Consider the following 20,667-nt stretch of genomic DNA (forward strand, 5'->3'; position numbering starts at 1 on the left):
TACGAAAAATACCAATCAATTTACAATGTGATATTTTACTTTACAGTTTGCACTATTTTTATGTATTCGTAAAGAATAATATAGTCAAGAGACCACAAAAAGTTCTGATTGATAATAAGCGTTAAGGTTATGTTAAAATAGAAACGGAATTTCTCCTATACAGGTAAGGAACAGAAACAACTAATAAGGAGGAAATAGAATGGATTCCGAAGAAGCAAAACTAGTCCTGAATAAACTGGCTAATCGGGAAATGGAAGAGTTCAGGATCAATAAGGAAGAATTTTTGAGTTTTCGTGAAGTGCTTGTTCAAAGAGCGGATTTCAAACATTTCCGAGGAAATGCCCAACATAATGGGGAAGTCATTTATACGTATTTAGAGGAAGCAAGAAGTTAAAATAGGAAAAGGACGGTTCGAATCGATGAACCGTCCTTTTCCTATTTTTTTATGGAATATCCATCCCCTTCCTCAATTTAAGAAGGGTGGTTTTTCGCCATGATTTCACGGCTGCAATCGAGACATTGAATGTATTGGCGATTTCATTTTGATTTTTATTTCCGATGAAAGTAAAGATGAGCCAGCGTTGCTGGTTCAATGTCAAGTTTTCTGTGTAGGCTAAGAGGTTCTCTGTCACGAGGGCCTCTGTGTGCATAGAAAAGGGATCTTCTATTTCAAGAACCGCTGCGTCAACTGGCTGGATATGCGTGTCGTATTTATGGAGGCGTTTTAATTCATTGATGATTCTCCCTTTTATGACTGTATATGCGAAGTTGGAGAATTGTCCGTTTGCTTCCTTGTACTTGCCTTGAGCTTCCCATAATGCAATTAATCCAATTTGAAAGAAATCCTCTTTGTTTTTATAAATGGATAGTGAGCGGATAACATGATGAATCATCGGAGTGAATTGTTCTGATAAACTTGTAAAACCGTCCATTTTCTACGCCTTTTTAAAAAGTGCACTTTTCGTATATTCCCGGGTGCTTTCACCTTAAATAATTTCATGGAATATATCGAAATGGAAAAATGCATAAAATAAAGGGGAGAAAATTGAATTTTGCGACGGAAAAACGTAAAAAAGCACCATCCATTATCGATATTTCGAAGTTTTGATTGGGTTAGACAAAATAAATAAAGGCACACCCGGCTTGCCGGGTGCGCCTAATGAAACTATTGATTATTTTTCCGATAGATTTTCAGTTCCTTGATTATCGTTTCTTTCAAACTTTCATTTTCATTCATAATGAAACCGTACATATAAGCGGATCCACTTTTCTTTTTCCAGAGAATTCGTCCACGTAAATCAATCTCGTCTGCATTTATGATGAAAGTTAGCAAAAGCTCGAGGTCCGCTTGCTCCGGAAGGTCAAGATTGGACTGGAACTTGAGCCCTCCGGCACTGATGTCCAGAACGGACATGGCCCCATTTCGGCTTTTATTTTCCAAGTTGTTTACTCTAATGATGCTAAAAAAACCAGAAAGCGGACGATCGAAAATAAAACGAAATGCTTCATCCCTGTTATATTTCACAATATGTCCCCCTGGAAATTCAGTATCTTTTCCGTTTTCTATTTTATCCATTTACAAGAATGAACGGATGGATACGTGTATGACCTTAACTCTGTGATTTCCGGAAGCCGGCCTTCACTGCATCCTGTTCTGTACAAAACATTTCTTCTTCTTTTGTTATATCATAGTATTGTCCACTTGGTATGTGGTAGATCTTATCACCTTTTGAATTGATATTTCCTTTAATGTTCGGATTGGAGCACGATGATTTTTCGGTGGTTTTTTCTGTTGTTCCTTTATCCGTTTTCGAATCATCGAATCCTTTCGAAGTGGCATAGTTTTCAATCGACCAAATGCCGATTTCCTCTTTTTGAGCTTGTTTCTGGATGGCTTCCAGTTCGTCAAGATATTTTGTATTGGGTGCATATACGTATGCGACCCGTGCGAGCCCTTTTTCTAGCAGAAGCTTATTTACCATTTTTCCATCTACATAAAAATAGGCCAGCAGACGCCCATATTTGTCTCGTTCACCGATTCCTGTCTCCACTTCCACCTCCGAACCGGCAGGCATTAGCTCTTTTGAAAACTTGCTAGCTTCAGGACCAAAGGGTTGTACGGGCTTGGAAGGATGGACGGTTTCAGGGGTATCGATTAAAAGAAGCCTGACCGTTTCTTCCTTTCCATTAGACGTCTTAATTTTCACTGTGTCGCCATCGACCACGCGAACTATTTGAGCTGTGAAGGTTTTTCCTTTTGATTCATTGGAGACTTGGTCTGTAGAAAGGGAGTTTTCCTTGGTGGAAGTATTCGTTTCTTCTGTGGACTTTTCTTCTGACAAATCGTCGGTTATTTCCTGGCAACCTGTTAATGTAAACGCACATAACGAAATCAGTAAAAATACATATTTAAAAAAAGTACTATATGTCGGTGTAGTCACCATAAATCCTCCATTCAAGTTGTTTTCCATGGTGTCATGGATAAGTAAGGGTCGCAAATAATACTACCTTATAAAATGATGAAAGAAAATGAAAAATATTCTATTTTCACCATATCCACTGTCCTCTCTGGTGGTTTATTCTTATTAAGAAATCGTGAAGCAAGAAAGGTAGGAACCGGAAATATGTTCAGGTTAGAAAACATAACGTTTAAAGGGATTCTAAATATTGACCATCTTGAAATCCCGGCAAGGAAAATAACTTGTTTGACTGGGGAGAGCGGAGCTGGGAAAACGTCACTGCTTAGACTATTAAATAGAATGAATGAGCCGGACACCGGGTCGATTTTTTATCAAGAGCAACTCCTTGGAACATTTAACCCGATAGAGCTCCGTCGCCAAGTTACGATGCTATCTCAAACAGCACTCACCTTACCTGGAACCATTGAAGAAAACCTCCAATTGGGATTAGAATTGACTGAAAGAGAAAAGGGATCAAAGGACGAGCTACTAAACGTACTTGAAACGGTATTGTTAAAGAAGCCATTATCAGCTGATGTAGAGAAATTGTCGGGTGGGGAGAAACAAAGGTTGGCATTGGCAAGATTGCTTCTGTTAAAGCCTGACGTATATTTATTGGATGAGCCAACATCCGCTCTTGACGAAGAATCAGAGTTGGATGTCATGAACCGGTTTTTAACAAAAGTGAAACAGGAAATGGGAACCGTGGTCATGATTACTCATTCTAGGCAACTTGTGGATGAATATGCTGAGGGAAGGATCGTTCTTAAAAAGTCAAAGGAGGGGGACTATTAATGGAGAGTAGTGGGATAATAAATATTGAGCTTTGGCGTTTATGTGCGGCCTATGTATTCGTGGTTCTCCTGCTTATCATTGTAAAATGGCGAGGGATATCGAGGGAAAAACAAATTTTGCTCGCTACAGTACGCATGACGGTCCAACTTATTCTTGCAGGGTATGTATTGACGTATATATTCGAGAATCCCCATCCCTTGCTTTCAATAGGATTTTTATGTTTGATAGCCTGGTTCTCTATCCGAAATATTTTTAAACAAATATCCTTTACGCTCAGCAAGAAAATCAAACGAATGGTCATTTTGAGTATGCTCACAGGTCCGATGGCCGCTTTGTTTTATTTTAACTTGGTCGTCATCCATTTCACGCCATGGTATGAACCACGTTACTTTATCCCGATTGCTGGTATGATTGTGGGGAATGCGATGACCGGCGTTACGTTAGCTTTAAAGAACCTGCACGACGGCATCACAAGTAACCGCGATAAGGTGGAGGCGATGTTGATGCTTGGCGCCACGCCGCAGAAGGCCGTCAAAAAATATGTGGATGCCGCTTTCGATTCGGCAGTGCTGCCGACTTTGAATAATATGTTGGGTATGGGGATCATTTTCCTTCCGGGAATGATGACAGGGCAAATTCTATCGGGAATCAGTCCTCTCATCGCCATAGAATATCAAATTGCCATACTTATTGGGATTCTTGGTAGTGTCTCCATAACGGTCATCCTCTTTATCTTGCTGAGTTTTAAGGCGTTTTTCACAAAGTCTGCACAACTGTCCATCTAAAACTTTTTAAAGGAAATAAATTAATTGTTGCAGTTTTATCCTAATTTTTGTACGATTCTTTAGAAACAGGATAGTTATGGTTTGTTTGTTGAGAATGATAATGATATTCTGAAAAGGAAATCGTAGATTTTCGTATCTTTCTTAAATGAATAGGGAAAAACCTTACATATCCTATTCTTGTTAGTTTATTTTATATTAAAGGAGAATGATTTATATGGTAGAAAAAACGTTTACAGTAACTGCAGAAACAGGAATTCATGCTCGTCCCGCTACATTGCTTGTACAAGCAGCTGGTAAATTTGATTCAGAAATCAACCTTGCATATAAAGAGAAAAAAGTGAATCTTAAATCCATTATGGGTGTTATGTCTCTTGGAATCGGTAAAGGTGCAGAAATCACGATTACTGCAGAAGGCAGCGATGAAAATGATGCTCTAAAAACACTTTCTGACACATTGAGCAGAGAAGGTTTGGCAGAATAATGTCCACGCTGATAAGTGGAATCGCAGCGTCAAGCGGCATAGCCATCGCGAAAGCCTATCGTCTTATCGAACCGGAATTGTCGGTTGAAAAAAGGAGTATTGAGGATGTTGAGGCTGAAGTAACCCGTTTCAAGGAAGCCATCCAAAAATCTACTTCAGAATTGGAAATCATCAGGAACAAGGCCGAGCAGGATTTGGGGGCCGATAAGGCAGCCATTTTTGATGCCCATTTACTAGTACTTTCCGATCCGGAACTTTTGAACCCTGTTCAGGATAAAATCAAGTCTGAAAACATAAATGCTGAATCTTCTTTACATGAAGTTGCAAGCATGTTCATTACGATGTTTGAACAAATGGATAATGAGTACATGAAGGAAAGAGCTGCTGATATCCGTGATGTAACAAAACGTGTCCTATCTCATCTTTTGGGTATACATATTCCGAATCCAAGCATGATTGCAGAAGAAGTGATCATCATTGCCGAGGATTTGACGCCTTCTGATACAGCCCAGTTAAATCCGATGTATGTTAAAGGGTTCACGACTGATATCGGTGGCAGAACATCACATTCAGCCATTATGGCTCGTTCATTAGAGATTCCGGCAGTTGTAGGAACTAAAACGGTGACCGCTTCCATCGAAAATGGGGACTTGGTCATCATAGACGGGCTTAATGGCGAAGTGCATATTAACCCGACCCCTGAACTTGTGCAAAGGTACGAGGAAATGCAGAAAAAATATGCCTTGCAGAAGGCTGAATGGGCAAAGTTGGTCCATGAACAAACGGTTACAAAAGATGGGCACCAAGTAGAGCTGGCAGCCAATATTGGGACACCGAAGGATTTAGAAGGTGTTCACAAAAATGGTGGGGAAGGAATCGGTTTGTACCGGACAGAATTCCTCTACATGGGACGAAATGAAATGCCTAGTGAAGAAGAGCAGTTTGAAGCCTATAAGACGGTGCTGGAAGGGATGGCCGGAAAGTCGGTTGTCGTCAGAACACTTGATATAGGCGGGGACAAAGAGTTACCCTACTTGCAGTTACCTAAGGAAATGAACCCATTCCTTGGCTATCGGGCAATTCGTTTATGCTTAAATGAGCAAGAAATTTTCCGTATCCAGCTACGGGCGTTGCTACGGGCAAGCATTTACGGAAACTTGAAAATCATGTTCCCAATGATTGCGACCTTAACAGAATTCCGCGAAGCCAAAGCTGTGTTGGAAGAAGTGCGGCAGGAATTACTTGAAAAGGATATCCCGGTGGCAGAAAAGATTGAAGTCGGCATCATGGTTGAAATTCCTTCCACTGCGGTCATGGCAGATATTTTTGCCAAAGAGGTCGATTTCTTCAGCATTGGTACGAATGACTTGATTCAATATACAATGGCAGCGGACCGGATGAATGAGAGAGTCTCGTATTTATATCAACCATATAACCCGGCAATATTACGACTTGTTAAAATGGTAATTGATGCTGCCCATAAAGAAGGAAAATGGGCAGGAATGTGCGGCGAGATGGCGGGAGATGAAGTGGCTGTCCCTATTTTAATTGGGTTGGGCCTTGATGAATTCTCGATGAGTGCCACCTCTATCTTAAAAGCTCGATCTCTAATCAGGAAACTTTCACTTGAAGAAATGAAAAAACTATCACAAGATGTCTTGATGATGGATACAAACGAACAAGTGAAAGAAGCTGTACTTGAAAAAGTGAATAAATAGCATGACAAACGGCACTTTCATCCAATGAAACTTCAATGGATGAAAGCACCGTGTTTATTTTTTTGAAATCTTCCAAAAGATGTTTAACAACGTTATACATGGGTAAATAAAGGACAAGCACAGTTGTTTAGCTCGATATGAGCAACTGACATTCTCATTTCCCCCTTTTAAAGCCGGCTGGGTTTCCCAGCCGGCGATTTTTTTGGGGGAATAGGATAAAACTCTCCGGGGAATTGGGATATTGATAATTCAGATTTTTCACTTTATACAATAAAGGATATAATAAAATCATGTTTGGTATTTTTTATGAAAAAGGGGGAAGTACAGTGGATTTATATTTACAAAAGAAAAATGCCTTGATTCTGGCCTCGAGCCAAGGGTTGGGAAAGGCAATAGCGGAAGAGCTTGTTAAAGAAGGTGCCAACGTCATGCTCGCTGCGAGAAGTGAAGAAAAATTGGTGGCAGTTCAAAAGGAATTATCAAAGATCTGCAAGGGGAAAGTGTCGTATAAAGTGACGGATATTACAAAACCTGATGATATTAAGTCGTTGTTGGAGAAAGTGGCTGAAGAATTTGGCGGGCTAGATATCCTTATCAATAATGCCGGAGGTCCTCCAGGGGGGACATTTAATGATTTTAGTGATGCAGACTGGCAACATTCATTTGAACTGAATTTATTGAGCTTTATCCGAACCATTCGTGAAAGCTTACCGCTTCTAAAAAAACAAGGCGGCAAGATCGTTAACATTGCATCGTCTTCTATTAAAGAGCCAATACCCGGCCTATTGCTATCGAATACTTTCCGCACGGCAATCGTGGGATTGGCGAAAACATTGGCTACAGAGCTAGCACCAGACAAGATATTGATCAATACGGTTGGACCGGGTCGAATCGCAACCGAGCGCATTCAACATCTGGATCAATTCAATGCCGAGAAACAGGGTGTCTCAACTGCAGATATCACAGGGAAAGCCCTTAGTAACATCCCGCTTGGGCGTTATGGCGAACCAGAGGAATTTGCGAAGTTCGTAACCTTCCTCGTTTCTGGGGCCAATACATATTTAACCGGCCAATCTTATTTGGTAGATGGAGGGATGGTTAAATCCATCTAGTTTGCATTAATTCACAGATGATTCGAAGGGAGAATGAACATGAAAGAGAAAAACACAGTAATCGGATTTATTGGTACAGGGGTTATGGGAAAGAGCATGGCGGGAAACTTGCTTAAAGCAGGTTACGAGGTACATGTTTATACCAGGTCCAAGGAAAAGGCAGAAGAGTTGATTGGTAAGGGGGCAAAGTGGGCAGCAACACCTAGGGAGATTGCCCAACAAACGAATGTGATCATTTCCATGGTCGGGTATCCGAGTGATGTCGAGGAAATTTATCTGGGGGAACAGGGCCTTATTGAATGTGCAAAAGAAGGGACACTTTTAATAGATATGACAACCTCCACACCCTCCTTGGCCATGAAGATAGCGGGAGAAGCACGGAAAAAGGGGCTGGAAGCTCTTGATGCCCCAGTTTCCGGAGGAGATGTGGGTGCCCGTGATGGCAATCTAACCATCATGGTGGGCGGAGATCCTGCTGCATTTGAAACAGTACGCCCAATTCTTGAGTGCATGGGAAGCAATATTGTTCATCAAGGCCCTGAGGGTTCAGGTCAGCATACGAAAATGTGCAACCAAATAGCGATTGCCTCCAACATGATCGGGGTTACGGAAGCCATCTCATACGCTACAAGGGCAGGGCTTGATCCGGAAAAAGTCCTCCAAAGCATTTCCTCGGGCTCTGCCGGCAGTTGGTCCCTATCCAATCTTGTCCCACGAATGGTCAAAGGTGATTTTGAACCAGGGTTTTATATCAAGCATTTTATTAAAGATATGAAAATTGCACTTGATGAAGTGGAGAAAATGGGGTGGGATGCGCCTGGATTAACTTTGAGCAAATCTCTGTATGATGGGCTTGCAGAGGCTGGTGAGGAGAACAGCGGCACCCAGGCTTTATATAAACACTATAATTAAAAGTGCTATCCGCTCCTTTTTTGAATAAGCTGTAAGCGACAGCCTTTACAAAAAGGAGAGATACGTATGGGTGACTTTGACGATATCCACATGAAGTTCCAGGAACTTGAAGATGGCATATATATTGTCCGAATCGAGGGGTATAAACGGGAAAAAACGATTCACCAAACAAAGCCCATTCGTTGGGAATTGAAATTGATGAATGAGAGCCCCTTGATCTTACCGGTGAAATTCAGTCATATCGAGACCGATGCTGGTTTTCAAATATTAATGAGGGAGTTAAAAAACCTAGGGCATTCGAAACCGCGAAACGCCAGGGAATTTGAAGAGGTGATGACGGATCTATTGGGTTCAATAGTCGAGGTCAGCCTTACGACAACCAATAAGGAAGAAGGCTATCGCGAAGTGCGATTCTTACGAAGGTTGTATTAATATTGCCATACTCTCTTTTTTACAAAGAAAATGGCCTCAACGGTTCCTACTGTTGATGGCCATTTTTTTGTGCATACTATACTCACAGTTATTTTAAAAAGGCTGCGATACGATCTAATCCTTCTTTAAGTGTTTCCATGGAATAGGCATAGGAAATCCGGAAGTATCCTTCCCCCAGTGGCGAGAAGGCATCTCCAGGAACGACAGCTACCTTTTCCTGTTTTACTAGTTCCAGGCAGAACTCCAAGGAGGATGGGTAGCCTTCAGGCAGTTTTACGAAAAAGTAAAAGGCACCATCCGGTTTGACCACATCCAGATCCATTGCTTGTAATCGGTTGTACACGTAGTCCCTCCTACTAGCATATTCCGTTTTCATGGACATGCTATCGTCTTTTCCAACTGTTAACGCAGCTAAGGCAGCACGTTGCGAGATGGAGGAGGCACAAGTTACGTTATACTGATGGACCTTTAACAAATGTTTAGAAATCGACTCGGGAGCAAATAACAGACCAATCCTCCAACCAGTCATTGAATGGGATTTTGATAAACCATTTAACACAATGGTTTGTTCCCTTAAAAAAGTGGCGATTGAAACATGATCCTGGTCAAAAACCAACTCGCTATATATTTCATCGGCTAAAATGAAAATATCCTTGCCACGCACGAGCTCTGCGATGTCCTGTAGCTCTTCTGCCGTTAGTGTGACCCCGGTTGGATTTGAAGGGTAAGGCAAAACGATGCAACGGGTTTTTTCGGTTATGTATGCTTTTAGGATATCAGCGGTCAAACGAAAACCGTTCTTAGTCGTGTCAGCGTAAACAGGCTCGGCCCCGCTCATTTTAATGATCGGCTCGTAGCCTGGATAGACAGGGCCTGGGAGGATCACTTCATTTCCAGGGGTGAGGATGGTCCGAAATGTAATGTCGATTCCTTCGCTTGCTCCCGAAGTGACGATGACTTCATTGACTGGATTGTATGAAAGCTGGTATTTATCTTTTACATAAGCGCTCGCGGCTTCCCTTAATTCCAAATATCCGGCATTATGGGTGTAAACCGTATAATCATCATCAATCGCCTGTTTTGCGGCTTCCTTAATATGTCGCGGTGTAGGGAAGTCGGGCTGACCTATCGTTAAAGAAATGGTCCCTTTAATATCGGCTACTAGATTATAGAATTTTCGGATTCCAGATATTTGAACCTCTTTTACAAGCGGGTTTACTAAATGTTCCATTTGAATATCCTCCTTGTTCTTATCAGTTTGTGAATGGTTATATGAATGTATCAAATCCATTCTATTTTATCATTTTGTAAGGGGAGAGGAAAAAATACTTTTTGTGATTAATGTATTGAAGGTATAATGAAGTTCAAGATCAAGAAAATTTTGAGGATTGATATAAATGATTAGAACCTGTGCCATAACAAAAGAAAAAGAGGTCATTTTTGATTTAGAGCTAAAAAAATTAGGTGATGATTATATTGAATGGTATTGGGTGGATTTTTCAAAACCTACTGTAGAGGAAATAAAGGTGCTATCGAGCCATTTCCACTTTCACCATTTAGCCATCGAAGATTGCCTTGATGACTATAACCAGCGGCCAAAAATGGATTTTTATGAAGGCTATCAATTCCTCGTGATACATGCCATAAGGCAGAAAATCTTCAAGGCTGTCGAATTGGGTCTTTTTATCGGGGAAAAATGGTTAGTCACATTTCATAAGGAAGAACTCCAGGAACTAGAAGAGGTTTGGAGGGAAATCCCTGAGTTGGAAACCTTAAAGCAAGGGCCGTTCTTCTTGATGCATAGACTGATTGACCGGGTCGTCGATGAATTCTTTCCTCCTGTTTATAAAATGGAAAGCGAGCTTAACAGTATCGAGGATAACACGGAGAATGAAACGATATCGGAATTGATGAATCAGCTATTCGATTTGAGAACGGATTTGTCGAAGCTTCGTCGTACAATCCTGCCCATGCGTGACTTATTGTATCGGATGATTACTTCTGATAGGTTGAACTATTTAAAGGATCAGCATCTATATTTTCATGATGTATATGATCACCTTATTAAGCTAACGGAGATGCTTGAATCCTATCGGGATTTTTCTTCAGATATTCGCGATAGTTATCTGTCGGTCAATTCGAATAATATGAATTCTACGATGATGACTTTGACTGTCATTACGACCATTTTCATGCCACTCACTTTCATAGTGGGCGTGTATGGTATGAACTTTAAGTATATGCCTGAATTGAATTGGCACTATGGCTATTATGTAATCCTTGGGATGATGGGTGGCATTGCTTTTATGATGTTTTTATATTTCGTCAAAAAAGGCTGGTTGGAAATAGGTAAAAAGTCTCGTAATAGGTAAAATCGGTTAAGCAATCTGCCATATTGATGGAACAATGATAAAAGTCTTTGTTATAATGGATGGGTTATCATTAATTTCCAAAAATGTGAAAGAGAGGTAGTTTATTATGGAAAGATTAGTAGAGGTTTATCCAGATGAAGGAAGAGAGTATGCAGGTTTTTGGATACGATTTGGTGCCAATATCATTGATGGAATCATAATCGGTATCCCCACAGGAATCCTGATGACCATCGTGAATCTAATTTGGCTCGGCAGCATGTCAAGCGTTCAGGAAGACATGCTTGATCCCAATTATGAGCCGGGAGGCGGAGAAATCTTGGCCTTCATGGGCGGGACTTTCATCACCTTATTTTTAGCTATACTTATTAGCTTTCTATATTATACTCTATTACACTCTTCGAAATGGCAGGGGACTGTCGGGAAAAAACTGCTTAATATTAAAGTGGTGGATTTAAATGGAAATCGAATCGGTTTCGGCAAGGCTGCGGGCCGCTATTTCGCTACGATTATTTCAGGAGTCATCCTTTATATCGGCTATATCATGGCCGGGTTCACGGAAAAGAAACAAGCGCTCCACGATATGATAGTCGGAACGCTTGTCGTAAAAAAGTAAATGAATCAAAGTAGGGAGGCTCAAAGGTGGGCCTTCTTTTTTTCGTGTGCCTCGGTAATTCATTTTCACAATATTATTTTTTGCCCAGGATTCTAAACAATCGGCGTAAATAACCGAATTATTAGGTAGAAGTCATTTATCTATAAGGTATAGGTCTTTTTTGCTAAAATGTATTATTTTTCAATCTAGAAAAGTAGTATATTGAATAAATAAATGATAGATGTAAGGGAAGGGCGAGATAAATAAATGGAAGCCAATAAAGGAATATTACTTGAAAGCGGTACGAATGAACTTGAAATCGTCGAATTCGGGATTGGAAAGAATAAATTCGGCATAAATGTAATTAAAGTGAAGGAAATCATAAATCCTGTACATATTACCCTTGTGCCTCACTCCCATCCGAATGTGGAGGGGATCATTGAGCTTCGTGGTGAAGTGCTTCCTGTAGTTAATGTAGCTGATGCCTTAGGGTTTCCTGCATCGGAAAATCCAGAACAGGATAAATTCATAGTCGCTGAATTCAATCAGCAAAAAGTCGTCTTCCATGTCCATACGGTGACACAGATCCATCGTATCTCATGGACACAAATCGAAAAGCCTTCGGATATGTATCAAGGCTTGGAAAGCCAGATTATCGGCGTTATCAAACTAAACAGTGAAATGATATTATTGCTGGATTTTGAGAAAATCGTCGTCGAAATCAATCCTGAGTCAGGAATCAATGTTCAGCAGGTTAGAAAACTTGGTCAACGTCAAAATTCCGAAAAGAGAATCTTGATTGCTGAGGACTCGCCATTACTGCGTAAGTTGCTGTTCGATACATTGACTGAAGCCGGATTTAAGCAATTGGAGTTCTACGAAAATGGTCAGGATGCCATCAATTATTTGGAAGGGCTCGTAGAAGCCGGCAAAACGATTGTGGAGGAAATTCAACTGGTGATTACGGATATTGAGATGCCTCAAATGGACGGGCATCATCTTACTAGAAGAATTAAGGAGAATGGCAAACTCGCTGAATTGCCGGTCATTATATTTTCATCGTTGATTACAGATAGCCTACGCCATAAAGGGCAGGTAGTCGGTGCGGATGCACAGATCAGCAAACCGGAGATTGCGGAACTGATAAGATTGATCGATCAATTTGTTTTATAACCTATGAAAATGGGACGAGGATATTAGATCCTCGTCCCGTTTTTTTCTTTTAATACTTTGAACCTTTTCCTAAAAAAGAAGAGGGGAATGGATTATGAAAGGGCTGTTTAACTTGACTCCGTCCATATGACTTTTTTTCGGCCTTTACAGGGCTGGTTTGTTTTTCGCCAGCTTGTCCAACGTAAGTTTGTAAAATTTGCTTTGCTTTTGATAGTGACAAGGCAGCTTTAGGATTTCGTACGGACGCTGCGCGACTGCCGAGATGGGGGAGGGTTTTTAAGTCTTCCTTCGTAGGCGGTAGGTGAAAGACGTATGATCCACATTCAACAATGACATCGGATTGTTGAGCGGCAAAGCGAGGGTTGTCAGAAAAATGGAGTCCCATCTTCTTCGCTTTTCCTTCTTGCATGAGCTTATTTAATGCGAGCTTCTTTAGATTGTACAGATTTTTAGGCTCCAATGCAGTCTTAGCATGTTTATTTACTATAAACACGGCTTGGGCAAGGGAGTTTATCGAAAACTCATCCATTTCAGAATGTCCTTTCGTTTGATTCATAGTAGAAACTCCTTTTCATCATAGGTTTAGAAGTAATGCTATTGAAATAGATTTCTTCAATCAAGTCTACCGTTTATTTATATTGGTGTGATATTAGGCTTGTAAGGTAGAGTCGGATGGAAAATAGTTCAAAAATTTATAATTTAAAGTTATTCCCAACACTTTACCATCTATGCATTTCATATTATACCACTACAAAATATATAAGGAAGCAAATTCTAATACTGTGACGCTTTAATTTGTGAAAAACTATAAGGTAAAGAACTTGTATCCATTAAGAAAAGAAGGCGGTTCATTCCGCCTTCTGTGCAACCCTTATTGGGTGTAGATATTAATATTTTCATTGACTGCGGCTTGTGCGCCGAATTGTTGTGGGTAGCCCTGAAAACCTTGGTACCCCGGATATCCCTGATTGCCTGGATAGGGAGGGGCAGGATAAGGAGGGTAAGCGGGCGGATAGGGAGGATACGGCGGCGGGTACGGTGGACGGTTGTTGAATAATAACGGACCTACTGCTAATCCAGCCACAAATGATAAAGGGAGCAATAAAGGAAAGAATGGAAAGAAGCGTTCATCGTTCCCATATTCAATTCCCATTTCATCCCCGTATCCGTTACGATATACATTTTGCGGATGTGGATATTGTTGGTAGGGATAGAAAGGATAATAATATTGTGTTTGCATGGTTGGCCTCCTTTTCTCTATGTCTTTACATAGTATGGTTTATTTTATGAAAAGAGCCTGTTCCAGCTGAATCTGTTATAATGAATCTATTCGTTTTTCAAATAGTTGAGGTGGTTTTATGGAGCCGTTTAAGAAGGTTTTGGCCGTAAGTTTTGGAGGTGCGGGTGGAGCATTAGTACGCTATTCAATTAGTGCCTCGACATCCGTTTTTTTCTTTCCATTTGGGACGCTCCTTATAAATATAGTAGGGTGTTTTTTGCTTGGAACGATAAATGGGTATTTCGCCTCTAAAAAAAAGTCACTCGTTTTTTTAGCTCTTGGTAGTGGGTTTTGCGGAGGGTTTACCACGATGTCTACATTTTCTCAGGAAATGGTAACGCTTATGCGGCATTCCATGATTCAAGCAGCGATTTATCTAGGAGCTACGCTTGTAATGGGACTGTTTGCTGGTTTTATAGGGCTGCGTCTTTTTACTGACAAAAGAGGTGAGACCTTGTGATTCATGTTTTCTCCGTTTTGATTGGAGGTTTTTTCGGTGCAGCCTTCAGATATATGTTTCAGACTTTATTTAATAAGCTTCTGCCTTCGAAGCCCATACCATTTAGTATTTTGCTGATTAATCTAATTGGGTGTTTCGGGTTAGGATGGATCTTTCCAAGAAAGGAAGAATGGGAACTTTCTATGCAGTTGATGCTTTCAATGGGATTTTTCGGTGCTTTTACGACTTTCTCCACTTTCAGTATGGAAGCTCTTGACCTTATGAAAAAACACCGCTACATAGAATGTCTTATCTACATAACGGTATCGGTTATTGGTGGCATCTTGGCGTTCCTATATGGTTATATGCTTTAAAGGTCTTATCCATTAACACTTTTGCAGGATGGTAAAATTATCGAGGTGTTTCCATTCACCATCTAATGCTATAATTCACTACATAGGAATTTTCACGCACAGGCTTTGTTAATGAGTCTGGCGATTTTCCCCTGTATTTCTTGTTATTCTGCTCTTAGTTCATAAATGGTCAATTCAGGGCGCGATAAAAAGCGATAAGGAAGTCGGGTTGTGCCAAGACCTCGGTTAACATGTAGAGTCAAGGAACCAAGATCAAAGGTCCCCTCCGTATACTTTTCGGCATATGGGGGAGTGACAAGGGCACCAATCAAAGGAATTTGAACTTGCCCGCCGTGACTGTGCCCGCTAATCTGATAGTGGATATCATAAGTGCTAGATATATCTGCCAGGTCTGGAGCATGGGAGAGCATAATGGTGAATCCCCCTTTTGGTATACCTGAGAGAGCCTTTTCAAAGTCAGGTTTTCCGAGCATCGCATCATCCACACCAGTTAGGAATATTTCTTCTGCTGAAAGTAATGAAACCCGGGCGGAATTATTTTGCAACATGGTGAAATTCGATTTTTCCATGATATCTCGATATATCTCGGAGCCATACCCACCGTGATCATGGTTACCGAAAATGCTGAACTTGCCCAAGGGCGCTTTAAGTTGATTCAACACAGGTGGGATTTCATTTTGAGCATTATATTTATTGGGCTCGTCCATCAAATCACCGGTAAATAAAACAATATCCGGATCCATTTGGTTTATCTTCTCGACAATCGCTTGCAAGTCACTAAGCTGAAATTGAAAGCCTAAGTGGGTATCGCTGAACTGTATCATTTTCATACCATCAAAACCTTTAGGAATAAGAGGGTGGCTGATAAAATTGTGCTTTATTTCTAACCACTTTGGCTCTAAGTTATGGGCGTAATATCCGCCCCCAACGCTTAAACCAGTTACAGTCGCCAGCGTACGCAGGCTATTTTTTATAAATGTTCTTCGGGAAATACTTTTACTCAAATTAATCAACCTATCTACATTAAGAATGTTACTTCCTCATATTAACAAACAATGTACATAATTAGAAGAAATCTCTTCTATAGGCAAAGGGAAACCTAGTTTATTGGAGTCGAATGGTTAATATCCAGTTTAAAACTGACATTTACACGGAGGTAGCATGATGACCGAACCAATGTTTATTACACTGATTATACTTCTATGCGCGTTCGCGCTTTTTATACAAGGTAAATTTCGTGCGGATTTAATCGCTCTTTGTGCCCTTGCTGTTCTGGGGCTGACTGGCATACTTACATTTAATGAACTGGTGGCGGGGTTTGCCAATCCCGTAGTGATTATGCTAGCGGCCCTATATATCGTCGGGGCAGGATTATTCAATACTGGAATCATAGAAAAGATAGGAAACAAATTGCTTAACTATTGTGGTGGGAATGAGTGGAAGTCACTATTGATCGTCATGGTAACGGCAGGCCTATTAAGTGCACTATTAAGCGGTACCGGTATTGTTGCCATTTTGCTTCCACTTGTAATGAGCATGGCTTTGCAACAAAAAACAAGTCCGACCCGCTATTTATTGCCACTGGCCTATGCATGCAGTATTGGCGGACTCATTACACTAACCGGTACCCCGTCAAATATGATTGTAGCCAATGTATTGAGGGAAAATGGGTTAGAGACATTTTCTTTCTTTGATTTCGCACCAATCGGTTTGATTGCATTTATAGCTGGGCTTTTCTTCATGCTCACACTGGGACGTTTGCTATTACCGGAAAAAACAATTGCAGCCAATAATAGTGTAAAGGGCTTATCCGCGGGGGAACTGGCTGGGATGTACAAAGTGTATGATCTTTTGCATTACCTACACATTCCTGCTTCATCGGATATTGTCGGAGAAAGGCTATCCGACCTTCAGCTTCCCATTCAATATGAATTGACATTAATTGAAATTCAGCGGAAATCCAAAGACAAGCAGTTGCCGTTGCTTCAAAAGCAACAAACGATATCTGCCAGGGCCAATGAGGTACTGCATCCGGATGACATCATTTTGGTTTTTGGTGAAGAAGACGCGGTTCAGAGATTAGCGGAGCACTATGAATTGGAATTCAAGCACTTTAATACGGAACAAATTAAGAAACATTTCCTTAGCAGTAAATTTGGTTTGACGGAAATATTGATCGTCCCGAACTCGGACTATGAAAATCAAACTCTTATTGATGTTCATTTTCGTGAAAAATACCAATGTAACGTGCTTGCAATCAATAGGAATGGTGAATATATCCAGGCGGATGTCGGAACAGAGCGTTTGAAACCTGGCGATGCGATATTGATTCACGGGGAGTGGGAGAATATCGAGAGGATTTCTTCCGATCTAGAGGATGTGATAGTGATAGGTACAACCTCAGAAGAAAGTTCCGCTGTGGATTCAAAATCCAAAACGTGGATTGCCTTGACCATAATGGGCATCATGATCGTTCTTTTATCGATTGATTCGATTCCTCCTGCTTTGTCGGTCCTTACCGCCGCCTTGCTGATGATCGTAACTGGCTGTGTCCGTTCCATGGAAGATGCCTATCAAAAGATAAATTGGGAACCTATCCTATTAATTGCGGCCATGCTGGGGCTGACCGCTGCTTTTGATGATACAGGTGGTGTCAGGATGATAAGTGATTGGATGGCTTTATTATTCAATAATATTGGTGCACATGGATTATTGGCGGTCTTTTATCTCTTGACCCTGATCCTGAGCCAATTCATTCCTTATGGGGCAGCTACAGTCGTTATGACGCCCCTGGCATTAACCTCGGCAGTCAATCAGGGAATCGATCCCGTTCCGGTTTTCCTCTCACTGGCGGTTGCAGGAAGCCTGGCCTTGGCGACACCAAGAGTGGCGACTACAAATGCGTTGGTCATGACTGCGGGCGATTATAAATATGAAGATTTCACCGTCATAGGCATTGCGACACAAATCTTCATCGGTGTCATCGTGGTCATAACGATTCCATTGTTCTTCCCATTTTAATCGTGCATTAAAAAGGACATTGTTCGATTTTAGAACAATGGCCTTTTACTATATCCGAGTAAAATAATAGAGATTCCTTCCTATATTTTTACCCATATAAAGGGTGAAAAGGGAGGATTGCGAAAGTTAGTATTATCAACGCCAACAACTAATGGTATAATTTTTGCATATTGATGTTTCGTAATTAGGGGGAATACATCATGGATGCAGAAAAAATATTAAAGAATTTAGACAGGGTAACACCTTTTTTTCAACCCATTTTCAGTGCAGATCAACATCAGGTCATCGGGTATGAAATACTAGGGCGCTATGAGGAAAAGGGCGAATATGAAAGTCTTGGTACTTTTTTTCACGATTCTTCCGTGCCTGAAGAATATCGGATAGAAGTGGATAATTATGTGTTGGAAATAGCTCTCGAACGAATAAGGGATTATGGTGAGGATTTTCTCATTTTTATTAATCGCGATCCCAATTTGCTTATGCTCGATCATGGCGAAGAATTTATGGAAATTCTCCATCGTCACTTTCAACCGGAGGAAATGAATAGAATCGTTCTTGAACTATCGGATACGATCAGCCCGGAAAACTACGAACCATTACAACATGTACTCGCCTATTTTAAAACATACGGCATTAAAATAGCATTTGATCATCTTGGGGAAGATAGTCAACTCGATCATATTGCTCAGATTTCTCCGAATATTTTAAAAGTGAATTTGAATCAACTACGAATATCAGGGGGAGACGCATACCAGGTCATTCTCTTCTCGCTCAGTATGCTAGCACGTAGGATAGGGGCCAATTTACTGTTTGAAAATATCGAGTCTGAGTACCAGCTCCGTTTCGCTTGGAAGAATGGGGGGCGTTATTATCAGGGGTATTTCTTAGCAAAACCTGACGGGGAATTTATTGATAAAGATTTACTTCGAGAAAAATTTCATCAGGAATGCCAATCTTTCATATCTCTGGAAACAAAAAAGATGGAAGCCGTTTATCAAAAAACCCTGCAGTTTAATGAAGGGATGCAAGATTTCATCAAACAACAAAAAGGAAAAGGTTCGCATGAGGAATTCCTCGGAATCCTGGCGAAAAAATTGGATTCAGTATGTTTTCGGTTATATATTTGTGATGAAGAAGGGTATCAGAAATCGCCTAATATTCTTCATAAAGACGGACAATGGGTGGTCCAACCTAAATATATGAATCATAATTGGAGCTGGCGCCCTTATTTCCTTGAAAATATCGTTAAAATGCGCAATGAAAAAAAAGGCATTTTATCTGATCTGTACAGTGATATCGAAACGGGGGAGACGATTAGAACCTTTTCATATCCGCTGAATAATAAAGAATATATTTTCTTTGATTTGTCCTATAGCTTCCTCTATGAAAACGAAGCCTTGTTATAAAAGCGGATACAGGTATAATATTGTTCAAAATGTGTAACGATAAGCAAAAATAATGCTTGGAGGAGACATATTTTGAGTACATATATTTGGATTCTACTCATTGTCGTAATCATCATGTCGATATATTTACTCTTTTATACCTATTCTGTTGCAAAAGGGCAGAAAGCGGTCAAAGGGAAGTACGATTCGTCTCTCGATGATTCAGTAAAAGAGCATCCATATTTGTGGAATCCGATTTTTATTTCTTTATTGGTTGCAACGGTCTTGATTGCTGGTTTCATTTTTTATTATGCATTTAAATAATTCATAAGAAGGAAGATTTCGGAAAGTATGAAATCTTCTTTTTTTTATGGAATAGCGAGAAGAAAACTACCAATATTCGGGTGGTTTTCCAATATGGTATTTTTTTTCAGTTTGGTCTTATCCATGGCGGGTAAGGAAAAGTATAGACAAAAACCGGTATGATTCGGATATTATACTACCTAGGAGATGAAACTATGAAAAAATATTTAGTTGCTTGCGTCGTTAGTGCCCTTCTTTTAATCGGAGGCTTACCTGTTACTGCAGAAGAAGGCATACATAGGGAACAAGTATTTTCGTTAATGCAGGAAGCATTAAATGATCAAGGTTCACTCAGTGAGGAAATAAGAACGGAGAAAGACATTAAAGGAAAACTGAATGATCACTTCACGGAAGAGTTCATAGATAAGTTTTATAAAGCCAATGTCGTGCAAGTCGAGGGAGGTTATATGGCCTTCGGTTCGGATTTCGCACCCTATTATATTCCTTTCTTTAGCTATGATGATCATACAGAAGTAATCTATGGGGAAAACTTGGACTACATGTATGTACAAGAGTCATTTGAGGCGTCAGAAGGGGGCCCTGTCACTTCCGGGAAGCATGTAGAGACAGTTACCTTGAAAAAAGAAAATGACGTCTGGAAGGTTGCCGACATTTCATATGAAAGCGCAAATCAAAAAGAACAGGCAGATAAGTAATATATTTGTTTGGATAATCGAATATCCAGCATGAAAAAAGTCTAAAGAAGGATGATCTTCTTTAGACTTTTTTAAAATTAAAGATTCAATTCCTTTTCAATGGCATCGATATTAAAGCCAATGATGGCTTTTCCATCGATGACTACTGTAGGAGTGGAATATGATCCATATTTATTAGTCAATTCTTTACGGGCATGCCCATCTGCTTTAATATCTTTTTCCTTATATTCGATATTGTTATCATCCAGAAACAATTTCGTTATCTTGCAGGGAGGGCATTCGGGTTGTGTATATAGGGTAATGTCTTTCATGATTTCCT

Annotated in this window: 25 protein-coding genes; 17 read left to right on the top strand and 8 right to left on the bottom strand. The window is 40.4% G+C overall.

What is annotated here, in order from left to right; all coding sequences use genetic code 11:
• Positions 1-199 precede the first annotated feature (199 nt).
• Entirely contained in the window at positions 200-394 is a 195-nt protein-coding gene (gene ykzS / locus AC503W_RS06295) for a protein YkzS (protein WP_402867979.1), read from the top strand.
• A 49-nt stretch (positions 395-443) separates the two neighbouring features.
• Here the strand turns inward: ykzS and AC503W_RS06300 are convergent, their stop codons facing one another.
• The 3 genes from AC503W_RS06300 to AC503W_RS06310 form a co-directional block, all read right to left on the bottom strand.
• The gene (locus AC503W_RS06300) at positions 444-932 is read right to left on the bottom strand and encodes a sigma-70 family RNA polymerase sigma factor (protein WP_427686520.1); all 489 of its coding nucleotides are present in this window, start codon (positions 930-932) and stop codon (positions 444-446) included.
• 233 nt (positions 933-1,165) lie between these two features.
• Positions 1,166-1,525 carry a PilZ domain-containing protein gene (locus tag AC503W_RS06305; protein ID WP_402956096.1) on the bottom strand — a complete coding sequence of 120 codons (360 nt, stop codon included), beginning with the start codon at positions 1,523-1,525 and terminating at the stop codon, positions 1,166-1,168.
• An 85-nt stretch (positions 1,526-1,610) separates the two neighbouring features.
• Positions 1,611-2,498, bottom strand: coding sequence for a thermonuclease family protein (locus AC503W_RS06310; protein WP_494916442.1), 888 nt, complete (start codon positions 2,496-2,498; stop codon positions 1,611-1,613).
• A 126-nt stretch (positions 2,499-2,624) separates the two neighbouring features.
• Between AC503W_RS06310 and AC503W_RS06315 the strand changes: the two genes are divergently transcribed.
• From AC503W_RS06315 to AC503W_RS06345, 7 genes are all read left to right on the top strand, one after another.
• A complete protein-coding gene (locus tag AC503W_RS06315) occupies positions 2,625-3,254 on the top strand; it encodes an ABC transporter ATP-binding protein (RefSeq protein WP_427686518.1) in 630 nt (209 codons plus the stop codon).
• Positions 3,254-4,039, top strand: a complete 786-nt coding sequence (locus AC503W_RS06320; protein WP_402867989.1) for an ABC transporter permease — start codon at positions 3,254-3,256, stop codon at positions 4,037-4,039. Before AC503W_RS06315 ends, AC503W_RS06320 begins: the two co-directional genes overlap by 1 nt.
• Before the next feature lie 214 nt (positions 4,040-4,253).
• On the top strand, positions 4,254-4,520 hold the full coding sequence (locus AC503W_RS06325; RefSeq protein ID WP_402867991.1) for a phosphocarrier protein HPr: 267 nt from the start codon (positions 4,254-4,256) through the stop codon (positions 4,518-4,520).
• The gene (gene ptsP / locus AC503W_RS06330) at positions 4,520-6,238 is read left to right on the top strand and encodes a phosphoenolpyruvate--protein phosphotransferase (protein WP_427686516.1); all 1,719 of its coding nucleotides are present in this window, start codon (positions 4,520-4,522) and stop codon (positions 6,236-6,238) included. The genes AC503W_RS06325 and ptsP overlap by 1 nt, the downstream gene beginning before the upstream one ends.
• A 326-nt stretch (positions 6,239-6,564) precedes the next feature.
• Entirely contained in the window at positions 6,565-7,350 is a 786-nt protein-coding gene (locus tag AC503W_RS06335; protein ID WP_494916444.1) for an SDR family oxidoreductase, read from the top strand.
• 39 nt (positions 7,351-7,389) lie between these two features.
• Complete coding sequence (locus AC503W_RS06340; protein WP_402987705.1) at positions 7,390-8,262, top strand: NAD(P)-dependent oxidoreductase; 873 nt, start codon at positions 7,390-7,392, stop codon at positions 8,260-8,262.
• Between the two features lie 66 nt (positions 8,263-8,328).
• Positions 8,329-8,694, top strand: a complete 366-nt coding sequence (locus tag AC503W_RS06345) for a hypothetical protein (RefSeq protein WP_402868000.1) — start codon at positions 8,329-8,331, stop codon at positions 8,692-8,694.
• An 88-nt stretch (positions 8,695-8,782) separates the two neighbouring features.
• Here the strand turns inward: AC503W_RS06345 and AC503W_RS06350 are convergent, their stop codons facing one another.
• Complete coding sequence (locus AC503W_RS06350) at positions 8,783-9,925, bottom strand: aminotransferase A (RefSeq protein WP_402956112.1); 1,143 nt, start codon at positions 9,923-9,925, stop codon at positions 8,783-8,785.
• Between the two features lie 166 nt (positions 9,926-10,091).
• On the opposite strand from AC503W_RS06350, the gene corA reads away from it, so the two are divergent.
• The 3 genes from corA to AC503W_RS06365 all read left to right on the top strand — a co-directional run bounded on the left by corA (position 10,092) and on the right by AC503W_RS06365 (position 12,831).
• Entirely contained in the window at positions 10,092-11,066 is a 975-nt protein-coding gene (corA, locus tag AC503W_RS06355; protein ID WP_402956114.1) for a magnesium/cobalt transporter CorA, read from the top strand.
• A 106-nt stretch (positions 11,067-11,172) separates the two neighbouring features.
• Complete coding sequence (locus AC503W_RS06360; RefSeq protein ID WP_402956116.1) at positions 11,173-11,679, top strand: RDD family protein; 507 nt, start codon at positions 11,173-11,175, stop codon at positions 11,677-11,679.
• A gap of 246 nt (positions 11,680-11,925) precedes the next feature.
• Positions 11,926-12,831, top strand: coding sequence for a chemotaxis protein (locus AC503W_RS06365; protein WP_402868006.1), 906 nt, complete (start codon positions 11,926-11,928; stop codon positions 12,829-12,831).
• A 49-nt stretch (positions 12,832-12,880) separates the two neighbouring features.
• Here AC503W_RS06365 and AC503W_RS06370 read toward each other — a convergent pair whose 3' ends face one another.
• Both AC503W_RS06370 and AC503W_RS06375 read right to left on the bottom strand, forming a co-directional pair.
• Positions 12,881-13,387 (bottom strand): YkyB family protein, encoded by a 507-nt coding sequence (locus AC503W_RS06370; RefSeq protein WP_402987711.1) that lies wholly within the window; start codon positions 13,385-13,387, stop codon positions 12,881-12,883.
• A gap of 315 nt (positions 13,388-13,702) precedes the next feature.
• Positions 13,703-14,071, bottom strand: a complete 369-nt coding sequence (locus tag AC503W_RS06375) for a hypothetical protein (protein WP_407407897.1) — start codon at positions 14,069-14,071, stop codon at positions 13,703-13,705.
• A 118-nt stretch (positions 14,072-14,189) separates the two neighbouring features.
• Between AC503W_RS06375 and AC503W_RS06380 the strand changes: the two genes are divergently transcribed.
• Together AC503W_RS06380 and crcB are read left to right on the top strand one after the other, a co-directional pair.
• Positions 14,190-14,570, top strand: coding sequence for a fluoride efflux transporter FluC (locus AC503W_RS06380; protein WP_427686512.1), 381 nt, complete (start codon positions 14,190-14,192; stop codon positions 14,568-14,570).
• Positions 14,567-14,923: a fluoride efflux transporter CrcB gene (gene crcB / locus AC503W_RS06385; RefSeq protein ID WP_402868011.1), complete on the top strand. Its 357-nt coding sequence runs from the start codon at positions 14,567-14,569 to the stop codon at positions 14,921-14,923. The genes AC503W_RS06380 and crcB overlap by 4 nt, the downstream gene beginning before the upstream one ends.
• Before the next feature lie 143 nt (positions 14,924-15,066).
• Here the strand turns inward: crcB and AC503W_RS06390 are convergent, their stop codons facing one another.
• Positions 15,067-15,927 (bottom strand): metallophosphoesterase, encoded by an 861-nt coding sequence (locus AC503W_RS06390; RefSeq protein WP_427686510.1) that lies wholly within the window; start codon positions 15,925-15,927, stop codon positions 15,067-15,069.
• A 157-nt stretch (positions 15,928-16,084) separates the two neighbouring features.
• On the opposite strand from AC503W_RS06390, the gene AC503W_RS06395 reads away from it, so the two are divergent.
• From AC503W_RS06395 to AC503W_RS06410, 4 genes are all read left to right on the top strand, one after another.
• The gene (locus AC503W_RS06395) at positions 16,085-17,944 is read left to right on the top strand and encodes an SLC13 family permease (protein WP_494916445.1); all 1,860 of its coding nucleotides are present in this window, start codon (positions 16,085-16,087) and stop codon (positions 17,942-17,944) included.
• A 200-nt stretch (positions 17,945-18,144) separates the two neighbouring features.
• Positions 18,145-19,350 (top strand): EAL domain-containing protein, encoded by a 1,206-nt coding sequence (locus AC503W_RS06400; protein ID WP_402868016.1) that lies wholly within the window; start codon positions 18,145-18,147, stop codon positions 19,348-19,350.
• 72 nt (positions 19,351-19,422) lie between these two features.
• Entirely contained in the window at positions 19,423-19,653 is a 231-nt protein-coding gene (locus tag AC503W_RS06405) for a hypothetical protein (protein ID WP_402868018.1), read from the top strand.
• Positions 19,654-19,847: 194 nt separating this feature from the next.
• A complete protein-coding gene (locus AC503W_RS06410; protein WP_494916448.1) occupies positions 19,848-20,348 on the top strand; it encodes a DUF3993 domain-containing protein in 501 nt (166 codons plus the stop codon).
• A gap of 77 nt (positions 20,349-20,425) precedes the next feature.
• Here AC503W_RS06410 and AC503W_RS06415 read toward each other — a convergent pair whose 3' ends face one another.
• On the bottom strand, positions 20,426-20,659 hold the full coding sequence (locus AC503W_RS06415; protein WP_402868022.1) for a glutaredoxin family protein: 234 nt from the start codon (positions 20,657-20,659) through the stop codon (positions 20,426-20,428).
• Positions 20,660-20,667 lie beyond the last annotated feature (8 nt).

This window comes from Peribacillus suis, assembly GCF_059384845.1.